Here is a 21472-nt window from a genome sequence, read left to right on the forward strand (position 1 = left end):
CTCATGAGTACGACAGGCGCGACCGCCGATCCGCTCGCGGCCCTGGGCTCGCTGCCCGGTGTGGCCGAATCCGTGGAGTCCGTGCGCAAGGCCGTGGACCGGGTCTACGGGCACCGGGTCATGCGGCGGCGCAGCAACGAGATCACCTCCGAGGCGGCGCTGCGCGGCGCACGCGGCTCGGCGGCGCTGGCCGGTGCGGACTGGGCCCTGGAGGAGGTGCGCCGACGCAGTGACTTCAGTGGCGACGGCGAGGACCGCACCATGGGCGCGGCGCTGCGGCTGACGGCGGAGGCGGGCCAGCTGCTGTCCATCTGGCGGCAGTCGCCCCTCAGGGTGCTGGCCCGGCTGCATCTGGTGGCCGCGGCGGACAAGGCCGAACAGGTGGGGCGGCCCCGCCAGGCGGGCGAGTCGGTCGACGAACCCCTGATCGGGCTGCCCCTGCCGAGCGCGGCGGAGGCGCACGGCCGCCTGGAGGGGCTTGCCGAACTGATCATCGCCGGCGGTTCCGCCCCGGCGCTGGTGACGGCGGCCGTCGTGCACGGCGAACTCCTGGCGCTGCGCCCGTTCGTCTCCCACAATGGGCTGGTCGCGCGCACGGCCGAACGCATCGTCCTGGTCGGCAGCGGCCTCGACCCGAAGTCGGTCTGCCCGGCCGAGGTGGGACACGCCGAGCTGGGTGCCGACGCGTATCGGACGGCTCTGGAGGGCTACGTCTCCGGCAGCCCCGAGGGAGTGGCCGCCTGGATCGCCCACTGCGGGCGGGCAATCGGACTGGGGGCGCGCGAGTCGATGGCGGTGTGCGAGGCACTTCAGCGCGGCGCGGCGTGACGCGGGAAGGCGGCACGGCCCAGGGCGTGCGGCGCGGGGTGTGCGGCGTGACAGGCCCGTGAGGGGTGGCGGCGCGCGGGGGTGACCCGTGGGGGGGGGGGGGGGGGGCGGCGAGATCGCCGGTGCGCGGGGCGCCGCGACCTGCGCGTGCCATGGACGGGAAAAGGGGCCCGGTAGGGGCCCGCAGAGATGCGGCGGTACGAGCACTCGTACCGCCGCTGGCACGTCCACCGAGTTACCAAGCGTCCTCGATATGTGCCCATCAGGTCGGGGACTTTGCCCGTCACCTGGTGCGGCTGGCCCGTAATCGACGGGTCGACGTCGCGTGGGTGCCCGGTGTTCATGCTCGGTCCGTGGGGCCAATTGCGTTGTGAAGGTGATCCTCTCGGATGTCCTTGGTCTCGCGGGCCGTTGAGTCCTTTGTACTCCAGGACCGAAGCAAGCGGAAGTGGTGACCGCGCTTCTTTACTTTTGGGTTCACATAAGCGCCAAAGGGGCGCCGATATCCCGAACGGGGCGAGGGGGGTGCCGACGCCCCGCACGGGTGGGAGGTCAGGCCACCGTCGCCCGGCGTCGGCTCGCGTACCAGACCAGCCCCGCGGTGGCGGCCGCGGCGCCTATGGCGGCCGCCGCGACCAGGGCGGGGCGCGGCGGCACGGAGAACGCGGGGATGCGCTGTTTGAGCCGGACCGGCCGGTGGAAGTCCAGGATCGGCCACCCGCGCGCCAGCGCCTCGCGCCGCAGTGCCCGGTCCGGGTTCACCGCGTGCGGATGGCCCACGGCCTCCAGCATCGGCAGGTCGGTCGCCGAGTCGCTGTAGGCGTAGCAGCGGGCGAGGTCGTACCCCTCGGAAGCGGCCAGTTCCCGGACCGCCTCGGCCTTCGTCGGGCCGTACGCGTAGTACTCCACCTCTCCCGTGAAGCACCCGTCCTCGCCCACGACCATGCGGGTGGCCACGACCCGGTCGGCGCCGAGCAGTTCGCCGATGGGCTCGACGACCTCGGCGCCCGATGTGGACACGATCACGACGTCGCGGCCGGCGGTGTGATGCTCCTCGATGAGGGTGGCCGCCTCGTCGTAGATGATCGGGTCGATCAGGTCGTGCAGCGTCTCCGCGACGAGTTCCTTGACCAGCTCGACGTTCCAGCCGCGGCACAGCGCGGAGAGGTACTTGCGCATCCGCTCCATCTGGTCGTGGTCGGCGCCTCCGGCGAGGAAGACGAACTGGGCATATGCGGTGCGCAGGACGGCCCTGCGGTTGATCAGACCGCCTTGGTAGAACGACTTGCTGAAGGTGAGCGTGCTCGACTTCGCAATGACCGTCTTGTCCAGATCAAAGAAGGCCGCTGTGCGGGGCAAGGAGTGGTTTTCCACGACCCTGAGCATAGGCGCAGCCCATTCGGCGTAAGGTGGGCGTGTGGGTTTGCCTGAGAGGGCTCTCGGGTACACCATGGAAGTCACGGATCGTTCGCGACCGTGCTAACCCGGTCCGACTCCTCCCCCCCCGAGTCGGCCGTGGAGACGACCCCCGCTCTCCCCCCCGGCGGGGGTCGTCGCATGTCCGGGTGGGTTTTCTTCTCCTCTGCGCGGCCGTGACGCCGCTTCGCCGCCGACTCGGCCGGACCCCCGCCCTCCCCTTGATCCGTGACCGTCCGTAGCCGCCGGACTGCTCTGCGGGTTTCGTACACAGGATGCGGGCGGTTCCCCTGTTTGGGTGACGGCGATATTCACAGGCCCCGTCCCGTCCACAGATTTCGACCAAGATCCACATCATTTTCCGGATCGCTGCACCGTGATTCCAGCGCGTCCCGCTCGCCGCGAGTTCCGGGCCGGTTCCGTTTGCCGGGTCGCGTATGGCTGGTTTTCGACGCCCGTCCACAAGAGGGCTGCTTGCCGGTTCTTCACACGTTTGGGATTCGCGGGACCGCAGGGGCCGCGCGAGAGAAGCAGCAAAAGGGGATGAAATGGCCGGAACCGTCACACACGACCCGCCGCCCGCCGCGGGAGGAGGCCGCACGGGCTCGCCACTGATCGTCACGGAGGACGCGGGCCTGCTCGACGACCTGCTGCGCCTGTGCGCGGCGGCCGGCGCAACGCCCGAGGTCCACCACGGGATGCCGGAGCGCAGGGGCAGCTGGGAGTCAGCACCGCTCGTCCTCGTCGGCGACGACGCCGCGCGGCGGGTGCGCGGCGCCGCGCGCAGACGAGGGGTGGTTCTGGTCGGGCGCGACCAGGACGACCCCGGGGTCTGGCGGCGGGCCGTCGAGATCGGCGCCGACCATGTGCTGATGCTCCCCGACGGCGAGCAGTGGCTCGTCGACCGCATCGCCGACGTGGCGGAAGGCGTCGGCAGGCCCGCCCTGACCGTCGGTGTCATCGGCGGCCGGGGCGGGGCCGGAGCGTCCACGCTCGCGTGCGCGCTGGCCGTCACCTCCGCGCGGGAGGGGCTGCGCACCCTCCTCGTGGACGCGGATCCACTGGGCGGCGGACTCGACGTGGTGCTGGGCGGTGAGACGGCGGAGGGGCTGCGCTGGCCGGCGTTCGCCGCCTCCCGGGGGCGAGTCGGTGGCGGTGCCCTGGAGGAGTCGCTGCCGGAACTGCACTCCTTGCGGGTGCTCAGCTGGGACCGCGGTGACTGCGTCGCCGTACCGCCCCAGGCCGTACGGGCAGTGCTGGCCGCAGCCCGGCGCCGGGGCGGGACGGTCGTCGTCGACCTGCCGCGCCGGGTCGACGACGGGGTCGCGGAGGTCCTCACCCAGCTCGATCTCGGACTCCTCGTGGTCCCCGCCGAGCTGCGCGCCATCGCGGCGGCGGGGCGTGTCGCCTCCGCCGTGGGCATGGTCCTGGGCGATCTGCGGGTGGCGGTCCGCGGACCCCACGCGCCCGGACTCGACGACCGTGAGGTGGCCCGGCTGCTCGGACTGCCCCTGGCCGGTGAAGTGCCCGTGGAGTCCGGCCTGCTGTCTCCGCACGGGACGGGCCGGCCGCCCGGCGCGGCGGCCCGGGGCCCGCTGGCCCGCTTCTGCAAGGAGTTCTGGGAGCGGGCCCTGCTCGAGGCGAGGGCGGCATGAGGAACACACCGGTGAGCGGATCCGGAATGCCCGCCGGACTGCTGGACGGAGTGCGGCGGTGGCTGGCGGAGAGCGGGGCCGAACCGACGCCCGCGCGGGTGGCGCAGGCCCTGCGGGAGCAGGGGCGGGTGCTCGGGGACGCCGAGGTCCTGGGAGCCGCCGAGCAGTTGCGGTCCGAACTGATCGGCAGCGGACCGCTGGAACCGCTTCTCACCGACCCGTCGGTCACCGACGTGCTGGTCTCGGCACCGGACCGGGTGTGGGTGGACCGGGGCGGGGGACTGGAGCTGACCGACGTCCGCTTTCCCGACGCGGCCGCCGTACGGCGCCTCGCGCAGCGGCTCGCCGCGGTGGCCGGCCGCCGCCTGGACGACGCCCGTCCCTGGGCCGACGCGCGGCTGCCCGACGGGACCCGGCTGCACGCGGTGCTGCCCCCGGTAGCGATCGGCTGCACCTGCCTGTCGCTCCGGGTCGTACGGCCCCGCGCCTTCACCCTCGGCGAGCTGGTGGCCGCGGGCACGGTGCCGCCGGGCGGGGACCGGGTCCTGCGGGCGCTGATGCAGGCACGGCTGTCCTTCCTCGTCAGCGGCGGCACCGGCAGCGGCAAGACGACGCTGCTGAGCGCGCTGCTGGGGTCGGTCGGACCGGACGAGCGGATCGTCCTGGCCGAGGACTCGGCGGAGCTGCGGCCCGATCACCCGCACGTCGTGCGTCTGGAGACGAGGCCCGCGAATCAGGAGGGCGCGGGCCTGGTCACCCTCGAGGACCTGGTGCGCCAGGCGCTGCGGATGCGACCGGACCGGCTGGTCGTGGGCGAGGTGCGTGGCCCCGAGGTGGTCCATCTGCTGGCGGCCCTGAACACGGGACACGAGGGCGGCTGCGGCACTGTTCACGCCAACGCGGCGGCGGACGTGCCCGCCCGGCTGGAGGCCCTCGGCACGGCGGCCGGGCTCGACCGGACGGCGCTGCACAGCCAGCTGGCGGCTGCCCTGTCGGTGGTCCTGCACCTGGCGCGCGACCGGTCCGGGCGGCGGCGGATCGCGGAGGTGCACGTGCTGGAGCGGGACGGATCGGGCCTGGTGCGGACGGTGCCGGCCCTGCGGTGGGAAACGGGGGCCTTCGCCCGTGAGCAGGGGTGGGAGCGGCTGCGGCGGCTGCTTCGGAAGGCGGGGTGCGACGGAGAACCGCGCGAGGGACCCGGCAGGGACGACGGGGTACGGGCGGGCCGGGCCGCGATGGCGGGACCGAGGGGGTCGAGCTGTGACGGTGCTCTACGAGAGGTGTGTGAGGCGTGAACGGGCCGGCGGAGACGTCGACGGGAGTGGCCCTCGTGTGTCTGGGGACCGCGGCGTGGCTGATGGGTGCCAGGCGATCGGGACCCGCCAAACGGGCGCGGCTGCTGCTGGCCGATGGGCCGGTGGTCGGCAGCGGGCCACCGGACCGGCCACCGCTGATGCCCGCGTGGGACCGGATCCGCGGACGGTTGCGGCCCGAGTGGTGGTCGGCGGCCGTCGGAGCGGTGTTGGCGTTACTGGGTTCGTCGGTGCTGCCGGTCGTCGCGGGGGCGGCCGGGGTGCCGCTGCTGCGACGGGTCCGGGTGGCCGCACGGGAGCGCCGGGCGTGTGAGGGCCGAGGAGACGCGGTGATCGCGCTGTGCGCGGCACTCGCCGGGGAGGTGCGCGCCGGACGGCAGCCGGGGGAGGCGTTGCTGCCGGCCGCGCGGGACTCCGGCGGGCTGGGCGACGCCCATGCGGCGGTGCTGGCGGCGGCGCGGTTCGGCGGGGACGTCCCCGGCGCGTTGGAGGCGGCGGCACGGCAGCCGGGTGCCGAGGGGCTCCGGGGACTCGCCGTGTGCTGGCGGGTCGCCGTCGATCAGGGCGCGGGGCTCGCCGCCGGACTCGACCGGCTGGAAGGGGCGTTGCGTGCCGAACGGGACCAGCGTGCCGACCTGCGTGCCCAGTTGGCGGGCGCCCGCGCCACGGCGCTGATGCTCGCCGGGCTGCCGGTCCTCGGCCTCGGTCTCGGTACGGCGCTCGGCGCCGACCCGCTCCGCATCCTGCTGCACACCCCGTCGGGGCTGGGCTGTCTGGCGGCCGGCGGGGTGCTGGAGGGGCTGGGACTGTGGTGGGTGATCCGGATCGTGCGGGGAGCCGAGGAGGCGGCGGCATGAGCGGGGAGATCGTCCACAGGCTGGGGGTGGCCGTGGCGACGGCGCTGGCGCTGGGGTGGCCGGTGCGTTGGCTGGACCAGGCGCGGCACCTGCGGAGGACGCGGCGGAGGCTGGCGGGCGTACTGGGACTGGAGCCGACGGCCCCGGTTCCGCGCTGCACGGCACTGCGTCGTGCGCGGGGGTGGCTGCCCCAGGTGGGTGTGGCCGGTGCGGGCTGGGCCCTGGTCGGTGGAATCGCCGGCGTGGCCGTCGGACTGGCCGCGGCGGTCGGGCTGTGGCGGTGGCGACTGCGCCGGACGGCGTCCGGCGCGCCGGCGCGGGAACGCGAGGCGGCCGCTGCGGCACGCCGGCTTCCGCTCGCCGCCGATCTGCTGGCCGCCTGCATCGCTGCGGGCGCCGGTCCGGTACCGGCCGCGCATGCGGTGGGCGAGGCCCTGGGCGGGCCGATCGGGGACGCGCTGGTGCGGGGCTCCGCGGAGGTGCGGCTCGGGGGTGAACCGGGGGACGCCTGGCGGCGGCTGGCCTCCGTACCGGGCGCCGATCGCTTGGCCCGGCTGCTGGAACGGGCGGACGTGTCCGGGCTTCCCATGGCCGCCCCGGTCGCCCGGCTCGCCGCCGACGCCCGCGCCGACTGGACCCGTGCCGCGACGGCCCGGGCCCGGCGCGCGGCCGTCATGGTCACGGCCCCGGTGGGCCTGTGCTTCCTGCCCGCCTTCATCGCGGTCGGTGTGCTGCCCGTGGTGATCGGACTGGCGGGCGGCGTGCTGGGAGGGGGTGGTGGATGACGTGAGGGACCGGGCCGGCGGCGTGAGCCGGCCGGCGGGCGGTGAGAGGGCCAGCGGGCAGCGAGCGGGCCCGCAGGCAGCGACAGGACATTCAGTGGTTCGACAGGACATTCCTTACGGGGGTCGAGATGTATCAGGCGGTACGGGCACGGCTGCGTGCCCTGGTGTGCAGGGCGCGCGCGGCGCGCAGGGACGCGGGAATGGTGACCTCGGAGTACGCGATGGGAATCGTGGCGGCGGTGGCGTTCGCCGTCGTGCTCTACAAGGTGGTCACGAGCGGGCCGGTGAGCGCGGCGCTGCAGAACATCGTCAAGCAGGCGCTCGATGGCCGGATGTGAGCGGCGCGCCGACCAGGGCTTCGTGACGGCGGAGTCGGCCGTGGTGCTGCCCGTGCTGGTGATGTTCGCGACCGCGCTGGTGTGGGGGCTGCTGGTGATCGCGGCGCAGATCCAGTGCGTGGACGCCGCCCGCACGGGCGCGCGGGCTGCTGCCCGCCAGGATCCGACCGACGCCGTCGTCGGGGTGGCCCGTGAGGCGGCGCCGCCCGGCGCGCGGGTCACGGTGAGCCGGGAGGCGGAGCAGGTCCGGGTGACCGTCGTGGCCAGGCCCCCGGTGCTGCGCGGGTTGCCGTTCGATGTCCGGGAGGAGGCCGTGGCGGCGGTGGAGGGGGCGGCGGTGGAGGGGACATGAGAGGTGACGGCCGGGGAGGGGGCGTGCAAGGAGACGGCGGGGGAGGGGGCGGGAGGGGCACAGAGCCGGGAGCGGGATCGGAAGCGGGATGGGCCGCCATGCCGAGCCGGTTCAAGGGTCGGCGGCCCGTGGGTGGCCGACCTGGTCGGGGCGCCGACCGGCGCCTTGATCGGTGTTCCGACCGGTGGCCTGACCGGCGTTCCGACCGGTGGCCTGACCGGCGCTCCGGCCGACGGCCTGGCCGGTCGCCTGACCGACCCCTTGGCCGGTGCTCCGGTCGGGGCTCCGACCGCGGTTCCGCGGCGGTCTGGAGCGTCGGGGCGATCGCCGTGCTGTGCGTCGTGTTCGGTGCGGTCCTCGCCCTGGGCCAGGCCGTCGTGGTCCGGCATCGTGCCGCCGGGGGCGCGGATCTCGCGGCGCTCGCGGCGGCCGACCGCTGGTCCGAAGGCCGCGCGGGGGCCTGTGCCCGGGCGCACCGGGTGGTCCGGGCGCAGGGTGCGAGGCTCGTCCGGTGCGCGATCGACGGTGAGGTCTCGGACGTGACGGTGGCGTCGGGACGGGGCCCGTTCACGGCGGAGATCAGGGCACGGGCGGGTCCAGCCGGTCCGGCGGTGCCCCCGCCCCGGGATGAGCCTCGCCCCCCGGCCCCAGGGTGAGACTCACCGGTCCCAGGGTGAGACTCACCGGTCCCAGGGTGAGACTCACCGGTCCCAGGGTGGGGCTCACCGGTCCCAGGGTGGGGCTCGCAGCTCCAGGGCGGGGCTCACCCAGCGCCGGGGCGAGCCCCGCCCCCTGCCCCAGGATGTCGCGTGCCCTCCCGCCCAGGATCGGTGGCGGCCTCATCCGGACTTGTCGCGTCCCCGGCCGCAGGGCGTGTCTCGCCCCCCGCTGCCCGATGCGCACCCTCCTCCGAGCGGTCGCCGGTCCGGGCTTCCTGCTCTGCCGTCCTCGGCGCCGGCGCTCCCTCCAGGAGCACCGTGAGCAGGCGTACCGCCCCCCGCTTGTGCAGTGGGTCGTTGCCGTTGCCGCACTTGGGGGACTGGATGCAGGAGGGGCAGCCGGCGTCGCACTCGCAGGAGGCGATGGCCTGGCGGGTGGCCGTCAGCCAGGCATGGGCGGTGTGGAAGGCGCGCTCCGCGAAGCCCGCGCCGCCCGGGTGACCGTCGTAGACGAAGACAGTGGGCAGGAGGGTGTCGGGGTGGAGCGGGACGGACACGCCGCCGATGTCCCAGCGGTCACAGGTCGCGAAGAGCGGCAGCATGCCGATCGACGCGTGCTCGGCGGCGTGCAGGGCGCCGCCGAGGATCTCCGGGTTGATCCGGGCACGGTCCAGCTGATCCTCGGTGACCGTCCACCACACCGCGCGGGTGCGCAGCGTACGAGGAGGGAGGTCGAGCTTCGTCTCGCCCAGGACTTCGCCGGTCATGACCCGTCGGCGCAGGAAGGAGACGACCTGGTTGGTCACCTCGACGGAGCCGTAGCACAGGCGGCCGTCCCCCCACGGGATCTCGGTGTCCGTCTCCAGCACGGAGATCGACGTGGTGTCGCGGGCGACCGTCGTGTAGGGCGGGTCGGCCCACTCGACCAGGGCGACGGAGTCCTCCAGGTCCAGGGAGCGGACCAGGTAGGTGAGCCCCTGGTGCAGATGGACCGCGCCCTCGTGGACGCTCGCGTGCGCGGCACCCGCGTCGACCGTGCCCAGCAGCCTGCCCGTGCCGGCCTCGACGACCTGGACCGGCCGGCCGCCCTGCCCGCGGATGTCGGCGAGGTCGGCGGCCCGTTCCCGGCGGGTCCAGTGCCAGGCCCGCGTGCGGCGGCGGAGCAGCTTCGCCGCCTCCAACTGCGGGAGCAGCTCCTCGGCGGCCGGGCCGAACAGGTCCAGGTCCTCATCGGTCAGGGGCAGTTCCTCGGCCGCCGCGCACAGGTGCGGGGCGAGCACGTACGGGTTGTCGGGGTCCAGGACGGTGGACTCCACGGGCCGGTCGAACAGGGCCTCGGGGTGGTGGACGAGGAAGGTGTCCAGGGGATCGTCGCGGGCGACCAGGACGGCGAGGGCGCCCTCCCCCGACCGCCCGGCGCGGCCCGCCTGCTGCCACAGGGACGCGCGGGTGCCCGGATATCCGGCGATCACCACGGCGTCCAGGCCGGAGACGTCCACACCGAGTTCGAGGGCGTTCGTCGCGGCGAGGCCGAGCAGTTCGCCGGAGTGCAGGGCACGTTCGAGTGCGCGGCGCTCCTCGGGGAGGTAGCCGCCCCGGTACGCGGCGACACGCCGGGCCAGTGAGCGGTCGACCTCGGCGAGGCGTTCCTGGGCGATGACCGAGATCAGCTCGGCGCCGCGCCGGGAGCGCACGAAGGTGACCGAGCGGATGCCCTGCACCGTGAGGTCGGTGAGCAGATCGGCGGCCTCGGCGGTGGCGGTACGGCGGACCGGAGCGCCCCGCTCACCGTGCAGCTCGGTCAGCGGGGGCTCCCAGAGGGCGAACACCAGTTCACCACGGGGTGAGGCGTCGTCGTCGACCTGCACCACGGGCAGGCCGGTGAGCCGGCCGGCGGCGACTGCGGGCTCGGCCGCGGTCGCGGAGGCCAGCAGGAACACGGGAGAGGCGCCGTAGCGGGCGCACAGGCGGCGCAGCCGGCGCAGCACCTGGGCGACGTGCGAACCGAAGACGCCCCGGTAGGTGTGGCACTCGTCGACGACGACGTACTTCAGCGACTTCAGGAAGGAGGACCAGCGGGGATGGGAGGGGAGAATGCCCCGGTGCAGCATGTCCGGGTTGGTCAGGACGTAGTTGCCGTACTGGCGGATCCACTCGCGTTCCTCGAAGGGCGTGTCGCCGTCGTAGACCGCCGCGCGCACCGAATGGCCCAGTGGATGTGAAAGTTCCTTCACCGATCGGCACTGGTCCGCGGCCAGGGCCTTCGTGGGGGCCAGGTAGAGGGCCGTGGCGCCGCGTCCGTTCGGGGCCTCGGCGCCGTCCAGGAGTGTGGACAGGACCGGCATCAGGTAGGCCAGGGACTTGCCGGAGGCCGTGCCGGTGGCGACCACCACCGACTCGCCGTCCAGGGCGTGCTCGGCGGCCCGTGCCTGGTGGGCCCAGGGATGCTCGATGCCCGCCGCCCGCGCGGCGGCGATCACCTCCGCGCGGATCCGGTGCGGCCAGACGGCATGGCGACCCGCGCGCGGGGGCAAGTGCTCCGTATGAGTAATGCGCGAAGCCCGGCTCGGTCCGGAGGCGAGCCGGTCCAGGACCGCGCCCGGCGCGGGTCTGGAAGCGGTGTCCGCCGGGGGTCGTTCGGATCGGTGATTCTTGGCCATCGGCACCGAGTGTGTCACTGGCGTGACGGACAATGGGGCCAAGGCGTCGTGCACGCCTGCCGGTAAGTGATTGAATGCCATCGCGGCTGGCGAACCGTCCCGGGGGCTGAGCCGAGATGCCCCAAGGGCGACCGCTCGATAGCAAGGTGCTGGAGGATCCGTGGACCTGTCCCTGTCGACCGAGACCATGGGCGATCGCACGATCGTCAGGGTCGGTGGCGAAATCGACGTATATACCGCGCCCAAGCTGCGCGAGCAGCTGGTCGAGCTGGTGAACGACGGCAGTTTCCACCTTGTCGTCGACATGGAAGGCGTGGACTTCCTCGACTCCACCGGTCTCGGCGTGCTGGTCGGCGGCCTGAAGCGTGTCCGGGCCCATGAGGGCTCGCTGCGCCTGGTCTGCAACCAGGAGCGCATTCTGAAGATCTTCCGCATCACCGGTCTCACCAAGGTGTTCCCGATTCACACCTCGGTCGAGGAAGCGGTGGCGGCCACCGACTGACCACAGGCCCGGGCCGGCGCGCCCGGGCGGCAGGAGTGAAGCACGAGGAGGGACCGGGCGGTTCGGCAGCCCGGCCTCTTCACGGCACGCCCGAAGTTGCGAGGGGGATGCATGGCCACTGTTGAGCTCCGCTTCAGCGCGCTGCCCGAGCATGTCAGGACCGCCCGCCTGGTGGCGGCAGCGGTGGCGCGCAGGGCCGGAGTGGACGAGGCCGTCCTCGACGAGGTCAGGCTCGCCGTCGGCGAGGCGTGCACACGGGCCGTCGGACTGCACCAGAACGGCGGCATCTCGGCACCCGTGAAGGTGCTGCTGATCGAGGAGGAGAAGCAGTTCTCCATCGAGGTCGGCGACGAGGCCCGTCATGCGCCCCCCGGTGCGGGGACATCCGGCGACGCGTCCGGTGACGTCGAGGAGACCGAGGAGGACGAGATGGGCCTCGCGGTCATCAGCGGCCTCGTCGACGACGTGGAGGTCAGCGCCGGGGAGCACGGCGGACTGATCCGCATGAGGTGGCCCACCACGCCGCCGGCCACCCTCCTGCCCTGACCCCGTCAGACGCCGAACCGAACAGCGACCGTCATGCCGAAGGGCCCCACCCGTGGGGCCCTTCGGCATGTGCGGGTGCCGGTGCCCGCGCTTACAGTGGTCTCGTGCGGTTGATCGCGTGAATTCCTTCACGATCGGCCTGCTCGAGGAAAAGCGATCACGTGAATGCGTCAAAGGCATTACCGACCACTGCCGATTTTCGGGTTCTGGCCGCCCGGCGATCATTACGGCAAGAGTGCGCATTGGCCATTTACATTTAACGCGCTCTGTTTTGATCAGGTTCCGGTACCTACAATCCCGTCCACATCTTGAGCTCAGCCCAAGCGTCAAGGAGGACGAATGGCGGGGCTTTCCATCTCATACGAGTCGGGCCGACCCACATCCCTCGCGGCCGCCGTGCTGACCGATGACAACCGCCTGCTCGTGGTGGTCATCGGGGTCGTGGCGCTGGCGGCTCTGGTGGTCGCGGCGGTCCTGGTGCGCCAGGTACTCGCGGCCGGCGAGGGCACCGACAGCATGAAGAAGATCGCGGCCGCGGTCCAGGAGGGTGCGAACGCCTATCTGGCCCGTCAGCTGCGCACCCTCGGCGTATTCGCCGTGGCGGTGTTCTTCCTGCTCATGCTGCTGCCCGCGGACGACTGGAATCAGCGTGCCGGACGATCGGTGTTCTTCTTGATCGGAGCGGCGTTCTCGGCGGCCACCGGCTATATCGGCATGTGGCTCGCGGTGCGCAGCAATGTGCGGGTCGCCGCGGCGGCCCGTGAGGCGACTCCGGCGCGGGGCGAGCCGGAAAGGGATCTCACCGCCGTCTCCCACAAAGCGATGAAGATCGCTTTCCGTACGGGTGGCGTCGTCGGCATGTTCACGGTGGGGCTCGGCCTGCTGGGCGCCTCCTGCGTGGTGCTGGTGTACGCGGCCGACGCGCCCAAGGTGCTGGAGGGGTTCGGCCTCGGGGCCGCGCTGATCGCGATGTTCATGCGAGTCGGCGGCGGCATCTTCACCAAGGCCGCCGACGTCGGCGCCGACCTGGTCGGCAAGGTCGAACAGGGCATCCCGGAGGACGATCCGCGCAATGCCGCGACCATCGCCGACAACGTGGGCGACAACGTCGGCGACTGCGCGGGCATGGCGGCCGACCTCTTCGAGTCGTACGCCGTCACCCTGGTGGCCGCGCTGATCCTCGGTTCGGCGGCGTTCGGCGACGCGGGGCTCGCCTTCCCGCTCCTGGTGCCGGCGATCGGCGTCCTCACCGCGATGATCGGCATCTTCGCGGTGGCGCCCAGGCGTGCCGACCGCAGCGGCATGAGCGCGATCAACCGCGGCTTCTTCATCTCCGCGGTGATCTCGCTCGTCCTGGTCGCGATCGCGGTGTTCGTCTACCTGCCGTCGTCGTACGCCGACCTGGACGGCGTCACCGACGCCGCCGTCCAGGGAAAGGACGGCGATCCGCGGATCCTCGCGCTGGTCGCGGTGGCCATCGGCATCGTGCTCGCCGCCCTGATCCAGCAGCTCACCGGGTACTTCACCGAGACCACCCGGCGTCCCGTGCGGGACATCGGCAAGACCTCGCTGACCGGCCCCGCCACCGTCGTACTGGCCGGTATCTCCGTCGGTCTGGAATCGGCCGTCTACACCGCCCTGTTGATCGGGCTCGGCGTCTACGGGGCGTTCCTGCTCGGCGGCACGTCGATCATGCTGGCGCTGTTCGCGGTGGCGCTGGCCGGCACCGGTCTGCTCACCACCGTCGGTGTGATCGTCGCGATGGACACCTTCGGGCCGGTCTCCGACAACGCGCAGGGCATCGCCGAGATGTCCGGCGACGTCGAGGGCGCGGGCGCCCAGGTGCTCACCAACCTGGACGCGGTGGGCAACACCACCAAGGCCATCACCAAGGGCATCGCGATCGCCACGGCGGTGCTCGCAGCGTCGGCGCTGTTCGGGTCGTACCGGGACGCCATCACCACCGGCGCCCGGGACGTGGGCGAGAAACTCAGCGGTGAGGGTGCGCCGCTGAGTCTGATGATGGACATCTCGCAGCCGAACAACCTCGTCGGTCTCATCGCGGGCGCGGCCGTCGTCTTCCTCTTCTCCGGGCTGGCGATCAACGCGGTGTCGAGGTCGGCGGGTTCGGTGGTCTTCGAGGTGCGGCGGCAGTTCCGTGAGAAGCCCGGGATCATGGACTACACGGAGAAACCGGAGTACGGCAAGGTCGTCGACATCTGCACCAAGGACGCCCTGCGCGAGCTCGCCACCCCCGGACTGCTCGCCGTCATGTCGCCCATCTTCATCGGGTTCACGCTCGGCGTCGGGGCCCTCGGCGCCTTCCTCGCGGGCGCGATCGGCGCGGGCACCCTGATGGCGGTGTACCTCGCCAACTCCGGTGGCGCGTGGGACAACGCGAAGAAACTCGTCGAGGACGGCCACCACGGCGGCAAGGGCAGCGAGGCCCATGCGGCCACCGTCATCGGCGACACCGTCGGCGACCCGTTCAAGGACACCGCCGGCCCCGCGATCAACCCGCTGCTGAAGGTGATGAACCTGGTGGCGCTGCTGATCGCGCCCGCTGTCATCAAATTCTCCTACGGGGCGGACAAGAGCGTCGGGATGCGGGTGCTGATCGCGGTTCTCGCGCTCGTGGTGATCGTCGGCGCGGTGTACGTGTCCAAGCGGCGCGGAATCGCCGTGGGGGACGAGGGCAACTCCGAACCGGAGCCCAAGTCGGCCGATCCGGCGGTGGTTTCGTAGCGAGGGGTGTGAGCCCCGGCCCAAGGTGCGGGCGGACGGCGCGCTTTGACGCGGCGGCCGCCCGCTCCGTCGCGTGCGCGCCATGCCGTGAGCCTTCTCTCTCTTGGTGCAAATGGTTACAAGACGGTATTAAACGGACGTCCGACGGGTGGCTGTAGTCCGTCCGGCGTGTATGTTCCGGGGCCGAGAGCCATGTGAAGGGACCAATCCGGTGAACAAGAAGCTCGCGGCCGCACTGTCCGGCGGTGCGGTACTGGTACTGGCGCTGACCGGATGCGGCGGCGACGACGGCAACGACCAGCTGGACTCCTGGGCGAAGGAGGTCTGTGACGCGGTGCAGCCGCAGGCCCGGAAGATCGAGGCCGCCAACGCCGCGATCCAGAAGGAGACCTCGGACAACAGCACGCCGGAGGAGGTCCAGAAGACCGACTCCAAGGCCTTCCAGGACATGTCCGACGCGTACAAGGCGATCGGCGCCGCCGTGAACAAGGCCGGGGCGCCGGACGTCGACAACGGCGAGAAGAAGAAGACGGACGCGGTGAAGGAGCTCAACGGCATCTCCTCGTCGTACGCCTCCCTGAAGACGCAGGTCGACGGTCTCGACACCAAGGACCAGGCGAAGTTCGCCGACGGCTTGAAGGACATCGCCACCGAGCTGGAGAAGCTGAGCAAGAGCGGCAGCGACGCCCTGCGGACCCTGGAGGAGGGCGAGGTCGGCGCGGCGATGTCCCGCCAGCCCAGCTGCAAGTCCGCCACGGCGTCGGCGACGGCGCCGAAGAGCTGACGCGACGGGGGAGTTCCTCCCGGCGGTGACGGCGGCATCGTGTCGCCCTAGGCGCGACCGCGGCGGCAGGTACGCGCGTGGTGCGAAGCGCTGCGGCACGACGCGTGTGGCCGGAAGTGGTGACGCCGCGTACGCCGGGAGCCGAAGGGGGCGACGGCGCGGAGCGGGGACCGGTGGGGGCGGCCACAATGGGGGCGTGAGTACTGCCAGCCTGCCGCCCCTGCCCTCCTCCGACCGCCCCGACGTCGCCGCCCGTCTGCGGGACGCGCTCCTCGGAGCCTCCTTCACCGCCGACGGTCTGCTCGAACTGCTCGGCGCCCCCGCGTACGCGGCGCTGGCCCGCAGCGAGACCGTGCCCGCGCTGCGGGCCACGCGCGGCGACACGCCGCTGGAACTGCTCGTGCGGCTGTTCCTCTTGCAGCAGCCGGTGCCGCACGCGGGCGTGGCGGGCGTACTGCCCGTCGACGCCTGCCTGGAGAGCGGCTGGCTGGCACGGGCCGGCGCGGACGAGCTCGTCGCCACCGTGGACGTACGGCCGTACGGCGGGCCCGGCGGCGAGGACTGGTTCGTCGTGTCGGACCTGGGGTGCGCGGTCGGCGGCGCCGGGGGGATCGGCAGCCGCGACGAGGGCGTCGTCCTGGGCGTCGGCGGCGCCTCCACGACCCTCGCCGGGATCACCGTCCGTACGCCCGTCGCCTCCGCCCTCGACGTCGGCACCGGATCCGGCATCCAGGCGCTGCACGCAGCCCGGCACGCCACGCGTGTGACGGCGACCGACGTCAACCCGCGCGCCCTGCACATCACCTCGCTCACCCTCGCCCTCTCCGGCGTGCCCGCCGCCGATCTGCGCGAGGGCTCGTTGTTCACGCCGGTGCGTGAGGACGAGAGGTACGACCTGATCGTGTCGAATCCGCCGTTCGTGATCTCTCCGGGCGCGCGGCTCACCTACCGCGACGGCGGGATGGGCGGGGACGATCTGTGCCGCACGCTCGTTCAGGATGCGGGTGACCGGTTGAACGAGGGCGGGTTCGCGCAGTTCCTCGCCAACTGGCAGCACGTGGAGGGGGAGGACTGGCAGGACAGGCTCAGGTCGTGGGTGCCCCGCGGCTGCGACGCGTGGATCGTGCAGCGCGAGGTGCAGGACGTCACCCAGTACGCCGAGCTGTGGCTGCGGGACGCGGGGGACCACCGCGCTGACCCGGCCGAGTACCAGGCGCGGTACGACGCGTGGCTGGAGGAGTTCGAGGTGCGCAAGGTGCGTGCCGTGGGCTTCGGTTGGATCACCCTGCGCCGGTCGGGTTCCGCCGTGCCCTCCGTCACCGCGGAGGAGTGGCCGCATCCGGTTGAGCAGCCCCTCGGGGAGGCCGTGCGGGCGCACTTCGCCCGGCTCGACTACCTGCGCGGGCACGACGACGCGGCGCTGCTCGAGGCGCGCTTCCGGCTGGCCGAGGAGGTGGTGCAGGAGCAGGTCGGGCTGCCCGGCGCGGAGGATCCGGAACACGTGCTGCTGCGGCAGAACCGGGGCATGCGCCGGGCCACCAAGGTGGACACCGTGGCCGCGGGTTTCGCGGGCGTGTGCGACGGCACGATGACCGCGGGCCGCATCCTGGACGCCATCGCCCAGCTCCTCGGCGAGGACCCGGTCCTCCTCCGCGACCGCACACCGGCGCAGATCCGGCTGCTGGTGGAACAGGGGTTCCTGGAGCCGGTGGGCTGAGGGCCGGGAGCCGGGAGCCGGGAGCCGAGGGCCGAGGGTGCCGCAGGCCGTGCTGAGGGCCGAGTCTCAGGGCCGACGCACCACGGGCGGGGCCGGGCGGCTTCCGGGCGGCCCGGCGCGCTGGGTGCGCGGCACGGCCCGCAGCGCGGACCACGAGGGCTCGGGCCGCACCGCGCGTGTGTGCCCGGTGGACCGGGGCGGGCCGTCGCGCGGAGCGACCGGGGTGCCGTACCGATGGCGGTGAGGCGGGTCCGGGGCGCCATCGACCCGGCGGGCGGGCGCGTGGCCGGCCTGCGGCCCACGCGCCGACCGATGGCCCCGTGCCCCGGTCGCCGTGCTGCAGTCGTCGGGCTTCGGTCGCCGTGCCCCGGTCGCCGTGCTGCAGTCGTCGGGCTTCGGTCGCCGTGCCCCGGTCGCCGTGCTGCAGTCGTCGGGCTCCGGTCGCCGTGCCCCGGTCGCCGTGCTCCGGACGTCGGGCCCCGGTCGCCGACCGTTGGGCTCGGGGCGCGCGGTCGTGGGACTCGAGCCCCGGTCCGTGTGAGACGCGACAATAAATTCGCGTCGATCTACGGTCGTCGAAGCCGTGCCTCCGCTCTCCCGGAGGGCCGGCGTCCGCCCCGGCGCCGGTTCCTCGGTCCCGCGTTCACCTCCGGTTCGCCTGCGCGCCGCCCGCGCGTGGCAGCCTCCTCCCGGCTGGGCACACGGGACGGGAGAAGAGGAGCGCTGGAGAGCATGGAGAGCGGGCCGGCGATCTTCACGGGGACGGTGTTCTGCCTGTTCGGGACCGGTCTGCTGACTTGGACCGCCAGCCGGGTGCGGCAGCGCATGCCCGTCGCCGAGGGTGTGAACCCCGTCGCATCGATCACCCTCGCCGGCATGGTCGCGGTGATCTTCCTGGCTCTCGGCGCATGGTGCTTCACCCGCCTCTGAGGAGCGGGGCGGGCCGTCGGTCCGGGTAACCGGGAGATCGCGCTCCGCATGGCCGGGCGGGCTCCGGACACTCCGGGCGGCAGGAATAGTGGTAGTCGGGTTACCGTTCGAGTGGCCGTTGCGGGCTTTTCCCGTTTGACACGGGGGCGGGATGTACCGTCACACTCCGCAGCGTCAGGCGAGTGAGCCGAAGGGGTGCGCCGGTGGCGAGGGCGCGAGCGAGCGGAGGTCCGAAGGGCTGAGCACGGTCGCGGCCGAGGCACCGGCTGGAGCGCCCCACGGCGGAACGAGCCACGAATGCAGTCCCGACCCCGGGAAGACCGCCTGGGGAGGCCCCAGCGTCGACCGGAGAGAAGAGCGAAGTTGTCCCCGACCAGCGAGACCGCAAAGGGCGGCCGCCGACTCGTCATCGTCGAGTCGCCTGCCAAGGCGAAGACGATCAAGAGCTATCTCGGCCCTGGCTACACCGTCGAGGCGAGCGTCGGACACATTCGCGACCTTCCCAACGGCGCCGCCGAGGTCCCCGAGAAGTACACCGGCGAGGTCCGCCGCCTCGGTGTGGACGTCGAACACGACTTCCAGCCCATCTATGTGGTCAACGCGGACAAGAGGGCCCAGGTCAAGAAGCTCAAGGACCTGCTGAAGGAGTCCGACGAGCTCTTCCTCGCGACCGATGAGGACCGCGAGGGCGAGGCCATCGCGTGGCACCTTCAGGAAGTCCTCAAGCCGAAGATCCCGGTCAAGCGGATGGTCTTCCACGAGATCACCAAGGACGCGATCCGCGAGGCCGTCGCCAACCCGCGCCAGCTCAACCAGAAGCTGGTCGACGCCCAGGAGACCCGCCGCATCCTCGACCGCCTCTACGGCTACGAGGTCTCGCCGGTCCTGTGGAAGAAGGTCATGCCCCGGCTGTCCGCCGGCCGTGTGCAGTCCGTCGCCACCCGGCTCGTGGTGGAGCGGGAACGTGAGCGCATGGCGTTTCGTTCCGCCGAGTACTGGGACCTGACGGGCACCTTCTCGGCCACGCCCGTCGTCGCCGGCGCGGGGGACGCGTCGGACCCGTCGTCGCTGGTCGCACGCCTCCAGACCGTCGACGGCCGGCGGGTCGCGCAGGGCCGCGACTTCGACTCCCTGGGACAGCTCAAGAGCGCGAACACCCTCCACCTCGACGAGGCGAGCGCCCGCGCCCTGGCCGCCGCCCTGGAGAGCACGCGGTTCGCCGTGCGCTCCGTCGAGTCCAAGCCGTACCGCCGCTCGCCGTACGCCCCGTTCCGTACGACGACGCTCCAGCAGGAGGCGAGCCGCAAGCTCGGCTTCGGCGCGAAGGCCACCATGCAGATCGCGCAGAAGCTGTACGAGAACGGCTACATCACCTACATGCGTACGGACTCGACGACCCTGAGCGAGACGGCGATCGCCGCCGCCCGCGCCCAGGTCACGCAGCTGTACGGCGCCGACTACCTGCCCCCGCAGCCGCGCACCTACGCGGGCAAGGTCAAGAACGCCCAGGAGGCGCACGAGGCGATCCGCCCCTCGGGCGACCGCTTCCGCACGCCCGCGGAGACGGGGCTGACCGGCGACCAGTTCAGGCTCTACGAGCTGATCTGGAAGCGGACCGTCGCCTCCCAGATGAAGGACGCCACCGGCAATTCCGTCACCGTCAAGATCGGCGGCACGGCGGCCGACGGGCGGGACGTCGAGTTCAGCGCGTCCGGCAAGACGATCACCTTCCACGGCTTCCTCAAGGCGTACGTCGAGGGCGCCGACGACCCGAACGCGGAGCTGGACGACCGTGAGCGGCGGCTCCCGCAGGTCGCCGAGGGCGACGCGCTGACGGCCGAGGAGATCACGGTCGACGGGCACGCCACCAAGCCCCCGGCCCGCTACACCGAGGCGTCGCTGGTCAAGGAGCTGGAAGAGCGGGAGATCGGCCGCCCGTCGACGTACGCGTCGATCATCGGCACGATCCTCGACCGCGGCTACGTGTTCAAGAAGGGCACGGCCCTCGTGCCGTCCTTCCTGTCCTTCGCCGTGGTCAACCTGCTGGAGAAGCACTTCGGCCGGCTCGTCGACTACGACTTCACGGCCAAGATGGAGGACGACCTCGACCGCATCGCGCGCGGTGAGGCCCAGGCCGTGCCGTGGCTCAAGCGCTTCTACTTCGGCGAGGGCACGGGCCACGGCGGCGCGGCCGAGGCCGGCAACGGCGACGGGGACCACCTCGGCGGCCTCAAGGAGCTGGTGACCGACCTGGGCGCGATCGACGCACGCGAGGTGTCGTCGTTCCCGGTGGGCAACGACATCGTGCTGCGGGTCGGGCGCTACGGCCCGTACATCGAGCGCGGGGAGAAGGACGCCGAGAACCACCAGCGCGCCGACATCCCCGAGGACCTGGCGCCCGACGAGCTGACCGTGGAACTCGCGGAGGAACTGCTCGCCAAGCCGAGCGGCGACTTCGAGCTGGGCACCGATCCGGCGACCGGGCACACGATCGTCGCCAAGGACGGCCGCTACGGCCCGTACGTCACGGAGATCCTTCCCGAGGGCACCCCGAAGACCGGCAAGAACGCGGTCAAGCCGCGCACGGCCTCGCTGTTCAAGTCCATGTCCCTGGACACGGTGACCCTCGAGGACGCGCTGCGACTCATGTCGCTGCCGCGAGTCGTCGGCACCGACCCCGAGGGCCAGGAGATCACCGCGCAGAACGGCCGCTACGGCCCGTACCTGAAGAAGGGCACCGACTCGCGGTCGCTGCAGTCCGAGGACCAGATCTTCACGACCACGCTGGAGGAGGCGCTGGCGATCTACGCCCAGCCCAAGCAGCGTGGCCGGGCGGCCGCCAAGCCGCCGCTGAAGGAGCTGGGCGAGGACCCGGTCAGCGGCAAGCCGGTCGTGGTGAAGGACGGCCGCTTCGGCCCGTACGTCACCGACGGGGAGACCAACGCGACCCTGCGCTCCGGCGACAGCGTCGAGACGATCACTCCGGAGCGCGGCTTCGAGCTGCTCGCCGAGAAGCGCGCCAAGGGACCCGTCAAGAAGACCGCGAAGAAGGCTCCCGCCAAGAAGACGGCCGTCAAGAAGGCCCCGGCGAAGAAGGCGACCGCCGCCAAGAAGACCGCGGCGAAGAAGACCACGACCGCGAAGAAGACGGCGACGGCCAAGAAGACCGCCGCGAAGAAGGCGACCGTCTCCAACGCGCCGGAGGACTGAGAGCCGGTTTCCGGGGTAAGGACCGGGTCCATGAGATCTCGGAACCGGTCCCGGCGGGCGTTCGTCCCGGCCGTGGATCTTCGCCACGGGTTCGGACTGCGAACACCCCGGCAACACTTCGATGTCGAGGCGTGCGCATGTCAGGATGGGCGCCCCGGACTGCCGGTGCGGGCCG

The 21472-nt window shown here is 72.4% G+C and carries 17 protein-coding genes; 15 read left to right on the top strand and 2 right to left on the bottom strand.

The features are described 5' to 3' along the window. Window positions 1–3 precede the first annotated feature (3 nt). Window positions 4–828 (top strand): oxidoreductase, encoded by an 825-nt coding sequence (locus tag ACFYOV_RS07135; protein ID WP_389083783.1) that lies wholly within the window; start codon window positions 4–6, stop codon window positions 826–828. 552 nt (window positions 829–1380) lie between these two features. Here ACFYOV_RS07135 and ACFYOV_RS07140 read toward each other — a convergent pair. Continuing rightward, entirely contained in the window at window positions 1381–2214 is an 834-nt protein-coding gene (locus tag ACFYOV_RS07140; RefSeq protein ID WP_389083785.1) for an HAD family hydrolase, read from the bottom strand. 578 nt (window positions 2215–2792) lie between these two features. Here ACFYOV_RS07140 and ssd point away from each other — a divergent pair. The 7 genes from ssd to ACFYOV_RS07175 all read left to right on the top strand — a co-directional run bounded on the left by ssd (window position 2793) and on the right by ACFYOV_RS07175 (window position 8200). After that, window positions 2793–3899: a septum site-determining protein Ssd gene (gene ssd / locus ACFYOV_RS07145; protein ID WP_389083788.1), complete on the top strand. Its 1107-nt coding sequence runs from the start codon at window positions 2793–2795 to the stop codon at window positions 3897–3899. After that, window positions 3896–5194, top strand: a complete 1299-nt coding sequence (locus tag ACFYOV_RS07150; protein ID WP_389083790.1) for a TadA family conjugal transfer-associated ATPase — start codon at window positions 3896–3898, stop codon at window positions 5192–5194. Before ssd ends, ACFYOV_RS07150 begins: the two co-directional genes overlap by 4 nt. 62 nt (window positions 5195–5256) lie before the next feature. Further along, a complete protein-coding gene (locus tag ACFYOV_RS07155; RefSeq protein ID WP_389084120.1) occupies window positions 5257–6069 on the top strand; it encodes a type II secretion system F family protein in 813 nt (270 codons plus the stop codon). Continuing rightward, window positions 6066–6854, top strand: a complete 789-nt coding sequence (locus ACFYOV_RS07160; protein WP_389083793.1) for a type II secretion system F family protein — start codon at window positions 6066–6068, stop codon at window positions 6852–6854. The genes ACFYOV_RS07155 and ACFYOV_RS07160 overlap by 4 nt, the downstream gene beginning before the upstream one ends. 128 nt (window positions 6855–6982) lie before the next feature. Next, the gene (locus tag ACFYOV_RS07165; protein WP_389083795.1) at window positions 6983–7192 is read left to right on the top strand and encodes a DUF4244 domain-containing protein; all 210 of its coding nucleotides are present in this window, start codon (window positions 6983–6985) and stop codon (window positions 7190–7192) included. Further along, window positions 7179–7544, top strand: coding sequence for a TadE family type IV pilus minor pilin (locus ACFYOV_RS07170; protein WP_389083798.1), 366 nt, complete (start codon window positions 7179–7181; stop codon window positions 7542–7544). Before ACFYOV_RS07165 ends, ACFYOV_RS07170 begins: the two co-directional genes overlap by 14 nt. A 323-nt stretch (window positions 7545–7867) precedes the next feature. After that, window positions 7868–8200, top strand: coding sequence for an Rv3654c family TadE-like protein (locus ACFYOV_RS07175; RefSeq protein WP_389084122.1), 333 nt, complete (start codon window positions 7868–7870; stop codon window positions 8198–8200). Window positions 8201–8307: 107 nt separating this feature from the next. Here ACFYOV_RS07175 and ACFYOV_RS07180 read toward each other — a convergent pair whose 3' ends face one another. Beyond that, entirely contained in the window at window positions 8308–10944 is a 2637-nt protein-coding gene (locus ACFYOV_RS07180) for a DEAD/DEAH box helicase (RefSeq protein ID WP_389083800.1), read from the bottom strand. A 79-nt stretch (window positions 10945–11023) separates the two neighbouring features. Between ACFYOV_RS07180 and bldG the strand changes: the two genes are divergently transcribed. From bldG to topA, 7 genes are all read left to right on the top strand, one after another. Continuing rightward, window positions 11024–11365 (top strand): anti-sigma factor antagonist BldG, encoded by a 342-nt coding sequence (gene bldG, locus ACFYOV_RS07185; protein WP_003991900.1) that lies wholly within the window; start codon window positions 11024–11026, stop codon window positions 11363–11365. 111 nt (window positions 11366–11476) lie between these two features. Beyond that, window positions 11477–11911 carry an ATP-binding protein gene (locus tag ACFYOV_RS07190; protein ID WP_389083802.1) on the top strand — a complete coding sequence of 145 codons (435 nt, stop codon included), beginning with the start codon at window positions 11477–11479 and terminating at the stop codon, window positions 11909–11911. 339 nt (window positions 11912–12250) lie between these two features. Then, window positions 12251–14656, top strand: a complete 2406-nt coding sequence (locus ACFYOV_RS07195; RefSeq protein ID WP_389083804.1) for a sodium-translocating pyrophosphatase — start codon at window positions 12251–12253, stop codon at window positions 14654–14656. 211 nt (window positions 14657–14867) lie between these two features. After that, complete coding sequence (locus tag ACFYOV_RS07200) at window positions 14868–15440, top strand: small secreted protein (RefSeq protein ID WP_389083806.1); 573 nt, start codon at window positions 14868–14870, stop codon at window positions 15438–15440. A gap of 196 nt (window positions 15441–15636) precedes the next feature. Next, a complete protein-coding gene (locus ACFYOV_RS07205; RefSeq protein WP_389083809.1) occupies window positions 15637–17157 on the top strand; it encodes a methyltransferase in 1521 nt (506 codons plus the stop codon). A gap of 732 nt (window positions 17158–17889) precedes the next feature. Then, window positions 17890–18087 carry a hypothetical protein gene (locus ACFYOV_RS07210; protein WP_389083811.1) on the top strand — a complete coding sequence of 66 codons (198 nt, stop codon included), beginning with the start codon at window positions 17890–17892 and terminating at the stop codon, window positions 18085–18087. Between the two features lie 363 nt (window positions 18088–18450). Further along, a complete protein-coding gene (gene topA, locus ACFYOV_RS07215; protein ID WP_389083813.1) occupies window positions 18451–21297 on the top strand; it encodes a type I DNA topoisomerase in 2847 nt (948 codons plus the stop codon). Window positions 21298–21472: the final 175 nt, after the last annotated feature.

The sequence above is a fragment of the Streptomyces sp. NPDC005931 genome, from assembly GCF_042871235.1.
Classification (GTDB): Bacteria; Actinomycetota; Actinomycetes; order Streptomycetales; family Streptomycetaceae; genus Streptomyces.